The sequence below is a fragment of the Paenibacillus aceti genome, from assembly GCF_003614185.1.
Taxonomy (GTDB): Bacteria; Bacillota; Bacilli; order Paenibacillales; family Paenibacillaceae; genus Fontibacillus; species Fontibacillus aceti.
Genome location: NZ_KZ987724.1, coordinates 2,440,841 through 2,455,808 on the forward strand (window position 1 = coordinate 2,440,841; position 14,968 = coordinate 2,455,808).

The 14,968-nt window shown below is 48.9% G+C and carries 14 protein-coding genes; 4 read left to right on the forward strand and 10 right to left on the reverse strand.

Going from position 1 to position 14,968, the window contains the following annotated elements; all coding sequences use genetic code 11:
- Window positions 1-2: 2 nt before the first annotated feature.
- From prmA to BFJ94_RS11010, 3 genes are all read right to left on the reverse strand, one after another.
- The gene (gene prmA / locus BFJ94_RS11000; protein ID WP_120462713.1) at window positions 3-971 is read right to left on the reverse strand and encodes a 50S ribosomal protein L11 methyltransferase; all 969 of its coding nucleotides are present in this window, start codon (window positions 969-971) and stop codon (window positions 3-5) included.
- Between the two features lie 101 nt (window positions 972-1,072).
- Window positions 1,073-1,261: a YfhD family protein gene (locus BFJ94_RS11005; RefSeq protein WP_120462714.1), complete on the reverse strand. Its 189-nt coding sequence runs from the start codon at window positions 1,259-1,261 to the stop codon at window positions 1,073-1,075.
- A gap of 79 nt (window positions 1,262-1,340) precedes the next feature.
- Window positions 1,341-1,703 (reverse strand): hypothetical protein, encoded by a 363-nt coding sequence (locus BFJ94_RS11010; protein WP_120462715.1) that lies wholly within the window; start codon window positions 1,701-1,703, stop codon window positions 1,341-1,343.
- Between the two features lie 222 nt (window positions 1,704-1,925).
- Between BFJ94_RS11010 and BFJ94_RS11015 the strand changes: the two genes are divergently transcribed.
- Together BFJ94_RS11015 and BFJ94_RS11020 are read left to right on the forward strand one after the other, a co-directional pair.
- Window positions 1,926-2,390: a hypothetical protein gene (locus BFJ94_RS11015; RefSeq protein ID WP_120462716.1), complete on the forward strand. Its 465-nt coding sequence runs from the start codon at window positions 1,926-1,928 to the stop codon at window positions 2,388-2,390.
- 4 nt (window positions 2,391-2,394) lie between these two features.
- Window positions 2,395-2,688: a YxcD family protein gene (locus BFJ94_RS11020; protein WP_120462717.1), complete on the forward strand. Its 294-nt coding sequence runs from the start codon at window positions 2,395-2,397 to the stop codon at window positions 2,686-2,688.
- A 153-nt stretch (window positions 2,689-2,841) separates the two neighbouring features.
- Here the strand turns inward: BFJ94_RS11020 and dnaJ are convergent, their stop codons facing one another.
- From dnaJ to lepA, 7 genes are all read right to left on the reverse strand, one after another.
- Entirely contained in the window at window positions 2,842-3,960 is a 1,119-nt protein-coding gene (gene dnaJ, locus BFJ94_RS11025) for a molecular chaperone DnaJ (RefSeq protein ID WP_120462718.1), read from the reverse strand.
- Between the two features lie 159 nt (window positions 3,961-4,119).
- Window positions 4,120-5,958, reverse strand: coding sequence for a molecular chaperone DnaK (dnaK, locus tag BFJ94_RS11030; RefSeq protein ID WP_120462719.1), 1,839 nt, complete (start codon window positions 5,956-5,958; stop codon window positions 4,120-4,122).
- A gap of 87 nt (window positions 5,959-6,045) precedes the next feature.
- Entirely contained in the window at window positions 6,046-6,645 is a 600-nt protein-coding gene (gene grpE, locus BFJ94_RS11035; protein ID WP_120462720.1) for a nucleotide exchange factor GrpE, read from the reverse strand.
- A gap of 33 nt (window positions 6,646-6,678) precedes the next feature.
- Window positions 6,679-7,716, reverse strand: coding sequence for a heat-inducible transcriptional repressor HrcA (hrcA, locus tag BFJ94_RS11040; RefSeq protein ID WP_120462721.1), 1,038 nt, complete (start codon window positions 7,714-7,716; stop codon window positions 6,679-6,681).
- Between the two features lie 106 nt (window positions 7,717-7,822).
- The gene (locus BFJ94_RS11045; protein WP_120462722.1) at window positions 7,823-8,290 is read right to left on the reverse strand and encodes an N-acetyltransferase; all 468 of its coding nucleotides are present in this window, start codon (window positions 8,288-8,290) and stop codon (window positions 7,823-7,825) included.
- Between the two features lie 223 nt (window positions 8,291-8,513).
- Window positions 8,514-9,722 carry a radical SAM family heme chaperone HemW gene (gene hemW, locus BFJ94_RS11050; protein ID WP_229716786.1) on the reverse strand — a complete coding sequence of 403 codons (1,209 nt, stop codon included), beginning with the start codon at window positions 9,720-9,722 and terminating at the stop codon, window positions 8,514-8,516.
- A gap of 89 nt (window positions 9,723-9,811) precedes the next feature.
- The gene (lepA, locus tag BFJ94_RS11055) at window positions 9,812-11,629 is read right to left on the reverse strand and encodes a translation elongation factor 4 (RefSeq protein ID WP_120462723.1); all 1,818 of its coding nucleotides are present in this window, start codon (window positions 11,627-11,629) and stop codon (window positions 9,812-9,814) included.
- A gap of 882 nt (window positions 11,630-12,511) precedes the next feature.
- Here lepA and BFJ94_RS11060 point away from each other — a divergent pair.
- A complete protein-coding gene (locus BFJ94_RS11060) occupies window positions 12,512-13,702 on the forward strand; it encodes an AGE family epimerase/isomerase (protein WP_120462724.1) in 1,191 nt (396 codons plus the stop codon).
- Between the two features lie 74 nt (window positions 13,703-13,776).
- Complete coding sequence (locus BFJ94_RS11065; RefSeq protein ID WP_120462725.1) at window positions 13,777-14,952, forward strand: glycoside hydrolase family 130 protein; 1,176 nt, start codon at window positions 13,777-13,779, stop codon at window positions 14,950-14,952.
- Window positions 14,953-14,968: the final 16 nt, after the last annotated feature.

Consider the following 14,968-nt stretch of genomic DNA (forward strand, 5'->3'; position numbering starts at 1 on the left):
ATCTACCTCTTTCTGGCGACAAATGCGACCCAGTCTTCTTCCCGTGCCGCTTCTACAATTTCGAAACCAGCCGACACGAGCGCTTCCTGTACAATTTGCTCCTTATTCTTATAAATTCCTGATGCGATATAATATCCGCCCGATTGCAGTGCCTCATATACGTCCTCGATGAAGAGCAGTATAATTTCGGCCAAAATATTCGCAACCACCACACGAACCGGTAGCTTCACGTCAAGGGCGAGCTGTTCCCCCTGTTTCAACACGGATAGCAAATCGCTCTCGACGACCTGAATCCGGTCTTCCAGACGGTTCAATTCTGTATTCTCCGTGGCGCTGGTCACCGCGATTGGATCAAGGTCAAGCGCAAGCACTCTTGAAGCCCCCAGCTGGCAGGCGCCGATCGCTAATATCCCCGAACCCGTCCCGACATCGATCACTTCATCGCCCTCCTGGATGACTCCTTCCAGAGTACGCAGACAGAGTGAAGTCGTCGGGTGAGTTCCTGTGCCGAAGGCCATCCCGGGGTCAAGCTCGATAATTTTCTCCGCCGGGGACTGCGGCGTATAATCCTCCCAGGTCGGCTTGATCGTCAGCTTCTCCGATACACGCAGCGGCTTGAAATATTGCTTCCAGTTATTCGCCCAGTCATCTTCTCTTACGTCTCGGACTGTGATCTCTGCCTCGCCTGGATCAATATTGAAGTCACGGAGCTCTTCAGTACGCTCCTTAACCTGTTTGATTACTTCATCCATATCGCTACCTTGCGCAAAATATCCACTGACCTTCGCTTCCCCTTCAGGAATGTCATTAGGTGGAATTTCAAACCACTGGCCCAGCGAAGTGTCTCTCGGTTTGCTATTATCGACATGCTCTTCAATCGTCACACCGCCGGCCCCTGCTTCATGCAGAAAGTTTGAGACCATTTCCACCGCTTCCTCAGTAGTATGTATAGTAAGTTCTTTCCAGATCATCGTATGATTTCCTCCTTAACATCCATGCATAAGATTTATTGTACTATATTTTATTGCAAGTTGACAAAAAAGCCGCATAAGCGGCTTTTCTGACAAATCATTTATAGACGTTTGTGATTTTTAAGCTTATCGTGCTGCATGCGGGCATCCGCTCGTTCACTTCGTTCTAACGCTTCCCAATCCTCCTGATCCGCCTGGTCCCGGGAGAACTCGACATCTTCAAATCGGCCATCTGATAGGGATCTAGGAGTGGACTTCTTATGTTCATGGTTGGATTTTGAATGACTCAAACTTCATCTCTCCTTCTCGTATTCCTTCTCTTCATGTATGAAGCTTCTCTACTATCGATCTAATTTATTGAACTGCGGCTTACATCATACCTCCGGCTTCCTCAACAATACGAAGCGCCTGATGATGAATCCCCTCATCAACAACCGCTGTCAGCAGAATATCATGTCCTGTAGGGCCACCCTGTCCGCCATGGCTCATGCCGCTATTCGATGGATCTGCCGCAGACAGAACCCCGCTGGAGCTGGCCAGATCAGAGCCATGCAGCATCGCCGGCATCCCCGTACGATCAGCGAGGGATTGAAATAAACCGGAGTTCTGCTCCGAGTAACGCGTGAATCGGTCGATCGACACATCGAGCGCCCTGAGCGCATTCAGCTTACGAGCCGCGCCTTCAGCCTCTTCCGGGCTTTTGAAATAGGCTAATATATTTTTCTCACCCATATCATAACCTGCCTTCCCCTATTCCGGTCGAACCGGCTTGATCAGGAGTTTCTGCAAATGCAAATACAGATGCAGTTTCCTTGAAGTTTTATCATGTATGCTTCGAATCTTTTTTATACAATGGTTTAATTAAAATTTGAAACCCTAGGACAGGTTCTACGTATTACTTAAATAGCTAAAGCAATTCAAACGAATAGATTACAGGAGGGTATTTACAGAACAATGCTGAAGAAGATGATGTTGATCGTGATGGCGTTTACTTTACTGATCGCCTTCACCAATCCCGATTATGCCGATGCTAGACGAGGCGGCGGTTTCAGATCCGGACCTAGAAGCTACACACCTACACCCAAGAAGTCAACGACCAACAACAATTATAAAAAATCGGATACCACGACCAATAATAAAATGTCCGGCACTACAGCTACCAGCGGGGCAAATACCAAACGCGGATTCTTCAGCGGTGGCAGCTTCATGAAGGGCCTGATGGTCGGCGGCTTGGCCGGAATGTTATTCGGCGGCCTGTTCGGCAATATGGGCTTCCTCGGCAATATGCTGGGAATGGCTGTGAACTTACTGGCGATTTACTTCGTTATTATGATCGTCATGTCGCTGTTCCAGCGCTTCAGAAGAAAGCCGCAGCAGCCAAACGGTCCTAATGATTATAACCGTGGAGGAAGGTATTAATCACATGGTTCTTAGTATGGATGAAATTATTAACGCCATATGTCTCCATACCGCAGAGAGAACCGGAGTCCGGCCCACCGACGTTCAAGTTGAGCTAAGCTGGGATGAGGAATACGGCTACACTGGAGAGATATGGGTGAACGGACGCAGCCGATACATTGTCGAGCTGAACATTATTGAAGCGATCATGCAATATGTATACCGGGAATATGGAATTCGCGCTTTCCGCGATGATATTACTCTGGATTTGGACGAGGAGATCACGGCCATCATCCAGGAGCCGGAGCAAGCCTATTGACCCATGGATACGAAGATCGAAGGTCGAGTTCGGGATATGTTTCTGCCCGAGCTTGGCCTTTTTGCTTGGAACGAATCTAAAAAAGAGGATATCCCCCCATCACCATAGATCTGGTTCATAGGGAATATCCTCTTTATCTTTTATAGAAACGGATCAGTCTCCACGAAATGCCTTCTTCATGCGGTCAAAAAATGATTGCTCATTCTCATGGGTTTGCTCCCCGCTAAGTGAGGCGAATTGACGCAATAGCTCCTTCTGCTCATCGCTCAGCTTGCTAGGGGTAATGACCACCACTTTGACATGCTGGTCGCCCTGGCCAACTCCCCGTAATTTAGGCACACCCTTGCCTTTCAAGCGGAAGAAGGTACCGGTTTGCGTACCAGCAGGAATCTTCAGCTTGACCTTCTCGCTCAGCGTCGGAATCTCAATCTCGTCACCCAGCGCCGCCTGAGCAAATGTAAGCGGGACTTCGCAATAGATATCGTCGCCCTCACGCTCAAAGAAATCATGCGATTTCACATGAATGACAATGTACAGATCACCCGCAGGGCCTCCGCGAAGTCCGCCTTCCCCTTCACCGGCCATGCGCATTTGTGAACCGTCATCCACCCCCGCAGGAATGCGGATGTGAATCTTGCGCTGCTTCTTCACCTGACCGTTGCCGCCACAGGTTGTGCATTTCTCCTTGATGATCTTGCCCTTACCGCCGCAGTTGCTGCAAGCACGACGATTGACCATACGGCCAAACGGCGTATTCTGCACAACTTCCTGCTGGCCGCTGCCGTGACAGACGGAGCAGGTCTCCGGCTTGGTTCCTGGTTTGGCTCCAGAGCCGAAGCAGGTGTCGCAGCTCTCCGTTCTAGGGATGCGAATATCCATCTCTTTTCCGAAGACCGCTTCCTTGAATTCAATCGTTAAATTATATTGCAGATCGCTCCCACGCTGCGGTGCATTCGGATCACGGCGGCCACCGCCACCGAAGAACATATCGAAGATATCGCCGAAGCCGCTGAAGTCGCCCCCTTGGAAGCCGCCGCCCATACCCTGGTTCGGATCGACATGTCCGTATTGGTCATAGCGTGCCCGTTTGCCACTATCACTCAGAACATCGTAAGCTTCCTTGACCTCTTTAAATTTATCCTCCGCATCGCTCGCCTTGTTCACGTCCGGATGATATTGGCGCGCCAGCTTGCGATATGCCTTCTTGATCTCATCCTCATTGGCGCCCTTGGAGACACCAAGCACTTCATAATAATCTCGCTTCTCAGCCATCCTTCCACCCCCGTTATCGCTTGATTGGCGTGCCGAAAGTAAATCCTTCCCTTAATCCGGCAAAAGGAAAGTCAAAGCGCGTCAAATGCCCGACACTTTGACCTTCCCATTCACCAAAGCCTATTTCATATCAAAATTGACCTATGAGCAGGCGTTATTTTACTGCTTATCTTCATCCACTACTTCGTAATCTGCATCAACGACATTGTCCTTCTTTGCTGCACCGTCAGCTTGCCCTGCATTCGCATCGGCACCTGCTTGCGCTTGTGCTTGCTCATACAGCTTCACGGAGAGCTGTTGAACGATTTCCGTCAATTTCTCAGTAGCAGCCTTGATCGTGTCGATATCATCGCTTTCCACTGCCTTCTTCAGTTCTTCCTTAGCAGCTTCTGCTTTATCCTTCTCAGCGGCCTCGACTTTATCGCCGAGCTCTTTAATCGTCTTATCAACGCTATAGATCAATTGGTCAGCCGCGTTCTTCGCTTCAACCAACTCTTTACGCTTCTTGTCTTCCTCAGCATGCAATTCTGCATCCTTCATCATGCGGTCGATTTCTTCATCGTTCAAGCCGCTGGAGGAAGTAATCGTGATCTTCTGAGTCTTGCCAGTGCCTTTATCGGTTGCCGATACATTCACGATACCGTTGGCATCGATGTCGAAGGTAACTTCGATTTGTGGCACACCGCGTGGAGCGAGTGGAATATCGCCCAGCATGAAGCGGCCCAGCGTCTTGTTACCAGCGGCCATTTCACGCTCCCCTTGCAGTACGTGAATTTCTACGCTCGGTTGGTTATCGGCATAAGTCGAGAAAATTTGTGATTTACTGGTTGGAATCGTCGTGTTGCGTTCGATCATCTTCGTAAACACGCCGCCAGCCGTTTCAATCCCAAGGGAAAGCGGAGTAACGTCAAGCAATACAACGTCCTTCACATCACCAGTCAATACGCCTGCTTGAACGGCAGCACCGAGGGCTACTACTTCGTCCGGGTTAACACCTTTATGAGGCTCTTTGCCGGTAACTTTCTTGATCGCTTCTTGTACGGCAGGAATACGAGTCGAACCACCGACAAGAACGACTTTGTCGATATCCGCAGGCGTCAAGCCAGCATCGCTAAGCGCACGGCGAGTTGGGCCCATCGTACGTTCAACGAGGTCTTCAGTCAATTCTTCGAACTTGGCACGAGTCAGGTTCAGCTCCAAGTGTTGTGGCACGCCATCAACGACCGTGATGAACGGCAGGGAGATCGTCGTCGTAAGTACGCCGGACAATTCCTTTTTCGCCTTCTCAGCAGCATCCTTCAGACGTTGCACTGCAGCTTTGTCCTTGCTCAGGTCGATGCCTTGATCTTTCTTGAATTCTGCAACCAGATAATCGATAATCTTCTGGTCAAAGTCGTCGCCGCCCAGACTGTTGTCGCCGCTCGTCGCTTTAACTTCGAAGAAGCCGTCGCCAAGCTCAAGGATGGATACGTCAAACGTACCGCCGCCCAGGTCATAGACGAGGATCGTTTGATCTTCCGATTTCTCCATACCATAAGCAAGCGCAGCTGCTGTAGGTTCGTTGACAATACGGAGCACTTCAAGACCGGCAATTTTACCGGCATCCTTCGTCGCTTGACGCTGGCTATCGTTAAAATATGCTGGAACCGTGATAACCGCTTGGGCTACCGTTTGTCCAAGATAAGCCTCAGCATCGGATTTCAGCTTCTGCAGAATGATAGCCGAGATTTCTTGTGGAGTGTAGTCTTTGCCATCAATCGTCTCTTTATGGTTCGAACCCATATGTCTTTTGATCGAAATAATCGTGCGGTCCGGATTGGTGATCGCTTGACGTTTTGCTGTTTCACCGACGATCCGTTCGCCATCCTTCTTAAATCCAACTACCGAAGGGGTAGTGCGTGCGCCTTCCGGGTTAGGAATGACAACAGCTTCGCCGCCTTCCATTACCGCCACGCAAGAGTTTGTTGTACCAAGGTCAATACCAATAACTTTACTCATAGAGATACTTCCTCCTTAAAAAGTTCAAATCGTAAATTACAAATTTGTTAGCGACTACAGCTTCGCTGTTATAATGCTGTTGCCGATTTAGCCGCTGACTTTAACCATAGCTGGCCGGAGCACCTTATCTTTAAGAAGATACCCTCTTTGAACTTCCTCAACGACGATACCTTCCTCGTATTCATCCGATTCCACCTGCATGATCGCTTGATGGAATTCAGGATTAAACACTTCGCCGACAGTCTCCATCTTCACGAGACCCTCAGCCTGCAGCACAGTCTCGAACTGGCGGATGATCATCTCGACGCCTTTGGCGTACGCCGCGACCTCCTCGTTATCACTAACTGTGCTCAAGGCTCTCTCGAAGTTATCAATAACAGGAAGCAGCTCGGAGATCAGCTTGGATGAAGCATATTTAGCCAGATCTTCCTTTTCTTTTACCGTACGGCGCCGGAAATTATCATAATCAGCCTGGACACGCAAGAGCCGCTGCTGCTGCTCCAACAATTCAGCCTGAAGCTTCTTCAGCTCACCGTTAGCATTCTCCTCAGCGGCTGCTTCCGCTGCTTTCTCAGTCTGTTGTTCCTTCGGCTCCTCCGCCTCATGACCATGATCTTGATTCACATCCACGCCATTCAATTCTTCCTCGATATTGATATTATCTTGAACCGGCTGTTGTTCTTTCAAGATGTCACCTCCTTGACTTTCCCTTACTAATGATTATTTCTCATGCATTCTGGTAAAAAACTGGGTTAAGTTCTTGGACAATATATCCAAAATCGGTATCACCCGAGCATAATCCATCCGAGTTGGTCCCAAAATACCAATCGTTCCAACCGATTCGCCTTCAATCGCATAAGTTGCTGTAATCAGACTGCAATTGGCGAAGGCATCATGATTAATCTCGGAACCGATGCGCACTTGAATTCCCGTGCCTGCCGAAGCAGTAGCCAGCATCTTCATTAATGTCGGCGTCTCCTCGAACAGATCAAGAATGCCTTTAATCTTGTCGACATCCCTGAATTCGGGCTGTGTCAGCATGTTGGTCGCTCCGCTAAGGATTAGCCGCTGGCCCTCCTGACCATTGTCAAAGGCCTCATCCAGCACCTTCATCAATTCCTCGAAATGCGTAACATAACGCTGCATTTCCTGGCCAAGCTCATTGTACAGAGCGGATTTCAATTTGTAGATTGGAACTCCTGTCAATTTGTAATTCAGTAAATTGACGACCTTCTCCATTTCCGAAATCGAGACGCCGGCTGGAATCGTTACGGTCTTGTTCTCCACCTGTCCGGTACTCGTCACGATAATCGCTACCGCCGTATTATCCTTCAGCGGAAGCAGTTGGAAATGCCGCAAAGACGTATGAAAAACTTCCGGCCCAAGCAGGATGGAAGTGTAATTCGTCATATGGGATAGAATCGTTCCGGCATGCTGCATAACCTGTTCAAGTGCATTTAGTTTTTCCGCAAAGAACATTTTCATTGTAGCTACTTCTTCAGGAGCAAGCAAATTTAATGGGGATAAATGATCCACATAGTACCGATAACCTTTATGGGACGGGATACGTCCGGCCGAGGTATGCGGCTGCTCCAGAAAACCAAGCTCCTCAAGATCAGCCATCTCATTACGGATCGTAGCGGGACTATACCCGACATCGCCGCGTTTGGAGATGCTTCGGGACCCCACCGGCTCCGCCGAGCGAATATAGTCATCTACAATAGCATTCAATATCATTCTCTGGCGTTCCGTCAACATGGATATCCCTCCTAGATCCAAGATTTTGATGCGGTCGTTAGCACTCGACCGGGTCGAGTGCTAAACCCTATTACAAAAATACCAAACCAACCTGACCATTGTCAAGTCAGTCCAGTATCTTGAGCACAGCTATTTCATCACAAGCATGCTGCTTGGCGCAATTCACGCAATCCGTCCATACTTTCTCCGGGAAAATATTTTTCTCTACAACATCGAAGCCGCTCTTCAGAAAGAAGGAAACCTCATAGGTCAGTGCCATCACCTTCGGGATACCTAGCGCTCTTGCCTCTTCTACCAGCTGTCTGACCAGCATGGAGCCGAGCCCTTGCCCTTTGTAGCCTTCAGCGATGCCGAGCGAGCGAATCTCCACGAGTTCATCGCCCAGTTTGCATAGTGATCCGCAGCCAACGATCGTTCCGTCCACCTCAGTTACTACGAAATCATCGATCAGCCGTTCCAGCGCTTTACGAGAGCGCGGCAGCATGATTCCTTTGCGTGCATAATCATCAATCAGTAGGTATAATTGCTCCACATCCTTAAGTGTTGCTCTTCTGCTTACCGCGACGGCTGGCATAGCTCTCCCCCTCAATCTCCATCTTGATTTCCAATATTTAATACGAATAAATATACATCATGACGTATAAAACTTCAAGAGAGAAAATTCGTTCTGCTATGGGAGGGAGAAACTATAGGTGAACTAAGGCTAGTGCGAATGCACACTTTAGTCCTGTATATAATGAAAGAACAAAGGATATCGCCGGAATGGCGACAGCTTTGTTCTTCATTCGAGTTCATATTTATTTAGGTTCCGTGAGGGTGTCGATAAATTCGGCGAACACCTCGTTACCGAACAAGAGTCCTTTCTCGCTAAGGCGATAGCCGCCTCCATCCTCATGGCGTTCAAGTAAGCCGGCCTCCAGCATTTTGCGTAAATGGCTGCCAAACATGTCCTCAAGCTTCACGGCAAATTGAGCCTCGAAATCAGCATCACGGATCCCGTCCAGCATGCGAAGGCCGACCATCATGAAGTCCTCCATCGCTTCCTCGCGCGGTACGACAAATTGCTCCAGACGCGGGAGCCTTGAGCTCGCCGCTTCCACGTAAGGATTCACGCCCTTGATATTCATATGGCGCTGATGGCCCACATAGCCGTGGGCTCCTGCACCGAACCCATAATAATCCTCATTTCGCCAATAAGTGATATTATGACGGCTCTCATAGCCCGGTTTAGCAAAATTGCTGATTTCATACTGCCTATATCCGGCTTCCTTCATTCGTTGCATCAACAGCAAGTACATCTTCAGCTCATCCTCTTCATCCGGAAGCGGAAGCTGATTTTTCTTATATAACGTATGGAATAGCGTATTCTCTTCCACCTTCAGACTATAGATCGAGTAATGAGGCAGATCCAGCTCAAGGGCTTTTTGTACGCTGTAATCAAGCATTTCCACGGTCTGATTCGGCAGACCGAACATTAAATCGATCGAGAGATTATGCAGTCCTGCCTTATGGGCATTCTCCAGGCTGCGATATACATCGACGGTATTGTGAATACGGCCAATTCCCGAGAGCAGCTCATTCTGGAACGCCTGGACGCCGAAGCTAACCCGGTTTACACCGCCTTCATGCATCACCTTCAGCTTCTCAAGATCGGTCGTACCCGGGTTGGCCTCCATGGAGAATTCAATATCTGCTGCAAAATTCGGGAAATGCTTGCGTATTGAAGCGAGGAAAAATTCCATCTCCTGTGGATTTAATACGGTAGGCGTCCCCCCGCCGACGAAGATGCTGCGAATTTCCCCTGGAGGAGCATCGCGAACTGTAAGCTCCATTTCGTGGTCCAAAGCCCGTAAATAGTCCATGACCGGCTGATCCTTCAATACATATGAATTGAAATCGCAGTAGAAGCATTTATTCGTACAGAAGGGAATATGAATATAGATCGCCTTCGGAGCAGATGATCCTGCTTCAATGATCTGTTCAGGCATTCCCTCATTATTTGTCATGTCGTTCACGGCAATGCCTCCTTAAATATACATTATAAGTCAAAAGGAAAGCCCGAAGGCTTCCCCTATTGAATATGAAGATATCTCTTCTATTTATCATCAATCTTGAGTACAGCCATAAATGCTTCCTGCGGTACTTCAACACTGCCGACCTGCTTCATCCGCTTCTTGCCTTCCTTCTGCTTCTCGAGCAGCTTCCGCTTCCGCGAGATGTCGCCGCCATAACATTTGGCAAGTACGTTCTTGCGCATCGCCTTGACGGTCTCGCGGGCGATAATCTTCGTTCCTACCGAAGCCTGGATCGGCACCTCGAACATCTGCCGCGGAATCAGTTCACGCAGCTTCTCGCAGATGACCCGTCCGCGATGGTAAGCCTTCTCGCGGTGAACGATGAAGGAGAGCGCATCAACCTGTTCGCCATTAAGCAGAATATCCATCTTGACCAGATTGGACTTACGGTAACCGGAAATTTCGTAGTCGAAGGAAGCATAGCCCTTCGTGCTTGATTTCAATTGATCGAAGAAATCATAGACGATTTCCGAGAGCGGAATCTGATACGTAATCGTTACGCGAGTTGTATCCAGATACTCCATGTTCACGAATTCACCACGCTTGTTCTGGCAAAGCTCCATCACAGTTCCGACGAAATCATTCGGTACAATGATCCCTGCCTTCACATACGGCTCCTCTACATATTCAATCTTGCCAACCTCTGGATAATTAGACGGGTTGTCGATTGTAATCAGCTCGCCATTGGTCAGCATGACATGATAGATAACACTCGGTGCCGTCGTAATTAACGGAATATTGAATTCACGTTCAATCCGTTCCTGGATAACGTCCATATGCAGGAGACCGAGGAATCCGCAACGGAAGCCAAATCCGAGAGCGCTCGATGTCTCCGGTTCGAAGCTGAGCGAAGCATCGTTAAGCTGTAGCTTCTCCAGCGCCTCACGCAGATCATTATAGTCCGAGGATTCGATCGGATAGAGACCGCAGAATACCATCGGATTGATTTTGCGATAGCCCGGCAGCGGTTCTGTTGTAGGATTCTTCGCATCCGTCACCGTATCCCCTACTCGGGTATCCCCCACATGCTTGATGCCAGCCACGATAAAGCCTACATCGCCGACGTTCAGTTCGTCCACAATGGTCATGCGCGGTTTGAAGGCCCCTACCTCAATAACCTCGAATACTTTGTCGGTGGCCATCATTTTGATTTTGGAGCCTGCTTTGATATGACCATCTACCACCCGTACATAGACGATAACACCTTTATATGGATCATAATGAGAGTCAAAGATCAGAGCCTTGAGCGGCTGATCCGGGTCGCCTGTCGGCGCCGGTACCTTCTGCACTACTTGCTCCAGAATCTCTTTAATCCCGATGCCTGCTTTCGCAGAAGCGTGCACAGCTTCACTGGCATCGAGCCCGATCACTTCCTCAATCTCTTCCTTCACACGTTCCGGGTCCGCACTTGGCAAGTCAATCTTATTGATGACCGGCAATATTTCCAGATCATTATCCAGAGCCAGATACACATTAGCCAGCGTCTGCGCCTCAATCCCTTGAGCAGCGTCCACTACGAGCAGAGCGCCTTCACAAGCCGCAAGGCTACGTGATACTTCGTACGTAAAATCCACATGCCCCGGGGTGTCAATCAGGTTGAGAAGATATTCCTCACCGTCATCCGCTTTGTAAACTAATCGAACGGCCTGCAGCTTAATCGTAATACCGCGTTCCCGTTCCAGATCCATTTTATCGAGCACCTGCTCCTGCATTTCGCGGGAGGTGAGCGCACCGGTATATTCCAGAATCCGGTCGGCTAATGTCGATTTCCCATGGTCTATATGTGCAATGATACTGAAATTACGAATTTTTTGTTGTCGAAGCTTAATATCTGTCATCCTTACCCCCACCACAAAATCCTTTTGAGTATAATCAATTCATTATATCAGTTGCAGAGACAGACAGCAATTATACATTTAAGGAAGTCGGTATGCTGCCTGCTCCTCGTTTAAATTACCCCGTTCATATCTGAGCATATTCGTGCCCAAGTATATCCCGCTTATCTGGCCTCAGCAGGGCGATTTCTATATACCTGATTAGTTAACAGTGATTAAGCTATATTCGCACGCACATATATCGCACACCTAGCGCACCGCCCCACGTTCATACACTACTACTACAAATTACTCCAGAAAATGCCCAGGTTATTGCGGCACTATGCTGTAACGAACCTACGTATCGCTATTTGCACCAAAAGGAGCGATTTCAGAATCTAACGAAACTGGGCATCGCTATTGCGGCAAAAAAGGGGTGAAATAGCGGGTTTTTACCGAAATAGCGATATGGTGTTTCGTTAGATCTGAGTTGAGGCTGAGGGGGTATGGGAGAGCATTGTACACAGACCGGACGGAACATAAGTGCTATATTGCAACTATTTTACTCATTCTTACCCTCTTTAGAGAAAATAACTGCTTTTATACAATTATTCAGATGGTTTTCTCCCCAAAGAGGCTTATATGAAGAAGATAGTTGCACATAAGCAGCTATTCCCCAGTACACAGCGCCATTTCACGGAAATAAGTGTATTTTTACAACTATGCAGCCTACTATGACAACCAATCGCACATACAGAATTAATTTTTACAAAACAGCCCGGATCGCTCTTGAAATAAATATAGACTCGAACTATATTGAATATATGATTTGTATTTTGTTATTTTATTATATAACAAATACTAACAAGACATTGATTACTCCGAGAGAAGGAGGTTCAAACGACGATGGATTCTGGGCGCTGGAGAAATGAGTTACAGCAAGAGCTTCAGAGTAATATTCTGCAGTTCTGGATCGACAAGAGCATCGATTCTGCACACGGCGGCTTCTACGGGGCGATTAGTCAACCTCTACAGGTAATTCCTGAGGCGGATAAGGGACTTGTCCTCAATGCGCGGATCCTATGGTCCTTCGCAGCGGCATACCGTTCCTTGCAACAACCGCAATATCTCACAATGGCAGAGCGGGCTTATGAGTATCTGATTGCTCACTTTCTGGATCAGGAGTATGGCGGCTTCTACTGGATGCTCGACTATAAAGGCAGGCCGATTCAGGACAAGAAGCAGGTATATGGGCAGGCCTTTGCTATTTACGGCTTGGCTGAATATTATCGGGCTACCCAGCGGCAGGAAGCACTCGACCTAGCGATTGAAACCTATAATCTGCTGCAGAAGCACAGTTATGACAGCGTTCACAAGGGATATATCGAAGCGCTGACCCGCGACTGGAGAGAGACGGACAATCTGAGTCTCAGCCGCAAGGATCTGAATGAGAAAAAATCGATGAACACCCACCTCCATGTCCTTGAAGCGTATACCACCCTGTACAAGGCATGGAAATCTCCTGGGCTATCTATAAGTCTGGCTGAGCTAATCCAAGTTATTTTGGAGCATATTATCGACTCTAGCGGCCCGCGCTTCCACTTATTCTTTGATGAAGCCTGGAAGGTGAAGGGCGAGCATATCTCATATGGCCATGATATCGAGGGCAGCTGGCTGCTCGTCGAGGCCGCAGAAGCGCTCGAAGACAGCGAACTCGTGGAGCAGGTCACACCTATTGCGGTGGCCATGGCCGATGCTGTGTTGACCGATGGCGTCGATAAAGACGGCGGTATCTGGAATGAGGCTGCACCGAGTGGACTGACCAATATGAATAAGGATTGGTGGCCGCAGGCAGAAGCGATGGTCGGTTTCTTCAATGCCTATCAATTAACAGGCGAACGAAGATTCGAGCAGGCTTCCAGGCATTCCTGGGATTTTATCCAGAGACACATCGTCGACCATACTTATGGCGAGTGGTATTGGGGAGTAGGCCCGGACGGAGCGCCGCTCCAGCGCGGGCCGAAGATCAGCCCGTGGAAATGCCCCTATCACAATAGTAGAGCTTGTATGGAAATGCTGAAACGCCTGCACGACTGAAATATTATGCACGGACTCAAAATCAATATCAACATCATCATCCAACATCTATAACTTACCTGGAGGAAATGAAAATGAACCTGTTCGCAGAACGCAAGCAAACCCTCACCGAGCATTATGAGCAGTTGATCAGTCGCTCGAATGAGAAGCTTCCCAACGGAAATGGAATCTATGACCGTTATAAATACCCGGTTTTGACCGCCGAGCATGCCCCACTGATATGGAGATATGATTTCAACCCGGCCACGAATCCTTACTTCGCGGAAAGACTTGGCATTAATGCTGTGCTTAATCCAGGTGCTATTTTACTTAATGGAAAATATTATCTGGTGGCACGTGTGGAAGGCTATGACCGCAAATCCTTCTTCGCTGTCGCTGAGAGCGAGAATGGTATCGACCATTTCCGCTTCTGGGACCACCCGGTCGTTATGCCTGAGACGGAGGAGCCTGACACTAATGTCTATGATATGCGTCTTGTACAGCATGAGGATGGCTGGATATATGGCCTGTTCTGCACCGAGAGGAAAGACCCTGACGCCCCTGCCGGAGACATCTCCAGCGCGGTCGCGCAATGCGGCATCGCCCGCACTAAGGATCTCGTCAGCTGGGAACGTCTCGCCGATCTGAAATCCAAATCTCCGCAGCAGCGAAATGTCGTACTTCATCCAGAATTCATCGATGGCAAATACGCCTTCTATACTCGCCCGCAGGATGGCTTCATCAGTACCGGTTCCGGCGGTGGCATCGGCTGGGGATTGTCTGCATCGATCGAGCAGGCCTGCATCGAAGAGGAATTAATAATAGATGAGCGTTGCTATCATACCATTAAAGAAGTCAAAAACGGGCAGGGCCCAGCCCCGATCCGCACAGACAAAGGCTGGTTGCACATCGCTCACGGGGTACGCGGCACAGCAGCAGGGCTGAGATACGTGTTATACGTGTTTCTCTCCGATCTGCAGGAGCCCTACCGGATCACCCATCGTCCAGGCGGGCATTTTATCGCACCGCAGGGTGAAGAACGGGTCGGCGACGTGTCCAATGTTGTCTTCTGCAACGGAGTCATTGCCAAGGAGAATGGGGAAGTGTTCATCTATTACGCTTCCTCTGACACCCGCATCCATGTTGCTACAACTACCATCGATCGTCTGCTCGACTATTGCATGAATACACCGGAAGATCCGCTCCGCTCTTACGCCTGTGTACAGCAGAGGATTCAATTAATCGACCGTAATCTGGAATTTATCAAGTAAATTCATATAATCCCTA

Coding starts and splice junctions, on each gene's coding strand:
- BFJ94_RS11010 (WP_120462715.1), bottom strand. CDS start 1,703: ATGGGTGAGAAAAATATATTAGCCTATTTCAAAAGCCCGGAAGAGGCT.
- BFJ94_RS11065 (WP_120462725.1), top strand. CDS start 13,777: ATGAACCTGTTCGCAGAACGCAAGCAAACCCTCACCGAGCATTATGAG.
- BFJ94_RS11020 (WP_120462717.1), top strand. CDS start 2,395: ATGGTTCTTAGTATGGATGAAATTATTAACGCCATATGTCTCCATACC.
- BFJ94_RS11060 (WP_120462724.1), top strand. CDS start 12,512: ATGGATTCTGGGCGCTGGAGAAATGAGTTACAGCAAGAGCTTCAGAGT.
- prmA (WP_120462713.1), bottom strand. CDS start 971: ATGATCTGGAAAGAACTTACTATACATACTACTGAGGAAGCGGTGGAA.
- dnaJ (WP_120462718.1), bottom strand. CDS start 3,960: ATGGCTGAGAAGCGAGATTATTATGAAGTGCTTGGTGTCTCCAAGGGC.
- lepA (WP_120462723.1), bottom strand. CDS start 11,629: ATGACAGATATTAAGCTTCGACAACAAAAAATTCGTAATTTCAGTATC.
- hrcA (WP_120462721.1), bottom strand. CDS start 7,716: ATGTTGACGGAACGCCAGAGAATGATATTGAATGCTATTGTAGATGAC.
- dnaK (WP_120462719.1), bottom strand. CDS start 5,958: ATGAGTAAAGTTATTGGTATTGACCTTGGTACAACAAACTCTTGCGTG.
- hemW (WP_229716786.1), bottom strand. CDS start 9,722: ATGACAAATAATGAGGGAATGCCTGAACAGATCATTGAAGCAGGATCA.
- BFJ94_RS11015 (WP_120462716.1), top strand. CDS start 1,926: ATGCTGAAGAAGATGATGTTGATCGTGATGGCGTTTACTTTACTGATC.
- BFJ94_RS11045 (WP_120462722.1), bottom strand. CDS start 8,290: ATGCCAGCCGTCGCGGTAAGCAGAAGAGCAACACTTAAGGATGTGGAG.